We start from the raw sequence: 1,496 nt of genomic DNA on the forward strand, positions 1-1,496 counted from the left end.
TTGATGCCAAAGGCAAAGAATATCAGAAAGCTATGCTTGAATATGGTTTAAGTATCTTTAGAGAAATTTTCCTGTATCGTCACGGAGGAGAAAACCTAATTCGTCTTGAAGGCGATGAATTAGTTTTTGTGCAGAAGTTTTCTAATGTATTGAATATTAATAATTTAGAGACCATCACTAATTTATTGAGCGAATCCCATTATCATATTGAGAGAAATGGACGTGCAAAGATGATTTTCTTGGATATTTCGTTGGCGATAGCTCGTTTGATGCGGTAGGGTTAGTTATTTGCTACTTGTTATTGGGAAATTTGTTATTGGTTTCGACTGAGTTTCTCAGAATTTCGTAAGTGTTTTTAAAGTGAAAGATATTATATGCGAACCAGAGGCAAACGTTGCCCGGTTCGCCCCACAAAGAAATATGAAAATAAAAATTGGTACACGTGGTAGTAAATTGGCTCTTTGGCAGGCTTATTATGTTGAAGATAAACTGAAAGCCGATGGCATTGAAACCGAAATAGTAATTATAGAAACAAAAGGTGATAAGATTCTTGACCGAGCTTTATCAAAAATTGGTAGTAAAGGGGTTTTTACCGAAGAATTGGAAGACCAATTGCGTTCGGGAGAAATTGATATTGCTGTTCACTCTGCCAAAGATTTGCAGTCGGAATTAGCTGATGATTTAGAACTAATTGCTTTTACTGAGCGTGAAAAAATTGCCGATGTTTTGGTGAGTTTCAATAAAAATTTATCGCTTGGTAGTGGCGAGAGCTTTGTGGTCGGAACTTCTTCTACTCGACGAGTGGCTATGCTTCGCCATTATTATCCGCATATAAAAATTGTGGATATGCGTGGAAATTTGCAGACTCGCCTACGTAAACTCGAAGAAGGACAATGTGATGCTCTTTTGTTGGCTTATGCGGGCGTGCACCGCATGGGATACCATGAGATGATTGCTCAAGAACTTCCTACAACCCAGTTTACGCCGCCTGTGGGGCAAGGTTGTGTGGCGATTGAAGCCGCTAAGAGTTTATCGGAAGAAAAACGTGCTGCTATTCGTAATTTAATTAATGATGAAGTAACGGAGAAGTGTTTAATAGCCGAGAGAGCGTATTTACGTAAGTTGCAAGGTGGTTGTTCGATTCCGTCGTTTGGGTGGTGTGTGGCAGAAGAAAAGGATGGAAAATTGACTTTGAATATGACTTCGGGAATTATTAGCCTTGATGGTAAAACGATTGTGAAGAAAAACGATACTAAACCTGCTTCCGAAGCTGAACAATTGGGGGAGGAATTAGCTAATAAAGTTTTGAGAAGCGGCGGAGCTGAGATTTTGGAGGGAATTAGAAATACTATTTCGTAAGAATTAAACCTGCAAAGTCTGGGCGACCTCGTCTTTTCAGACCTTGCAGGTTTTTTACAGATTTTGAGTTTTTATGGGGTATTTCAATCCTTAATCTCGTCTTTAATTTGCACCTCAGTTACTGGGCCGTATTTTTC

At 39.1% G+C, this 1,496-nt stretch carries 1 protein-coding gene and 1 pseudogene; both read left to right on the forward strand.

The window, feature by feature from the left end; translation table 11 throughout:
* Positions 1-278, forward strand: a pseudogene (locus ACOVO2_RS25270) (DNA polymerase III subunit delta); the annotation flags it as partial.
* Positions 279-420: 142 nt separating this feature from the next.
* Positions 421-1,359 carry a hydroxymethylbilane synthase gene (gene hemC / locus ACOVO2_RS25275; protein WP_421772647.1) on the forward strand — a complete coding sequence of 313 codons (939 nt, stop codon included), beginning with the start codon at positions 421-423 and terminating at the stop codon, positions 1,357-1,359.
* Positions 1,360-1,496: the final 137 nt, after the last annotated feature.

Source organism: Emticicia sp., from assembly GCF_049241225.1.
GTDB lineage: Bacteria > Bacteroidota > Bacteroidia > Cytophagales > Spirosomataceae > Emticicia.

Bases quoted from the DNA above. Each gene is read 5' to 3' on its own strand.
- hemC (WP_421772647.1), top strand. From the start codon at position 421: ATGAAAATAAAAATTGGTACACGTGGTAGTAAATTGGCTCTTTGGCAG.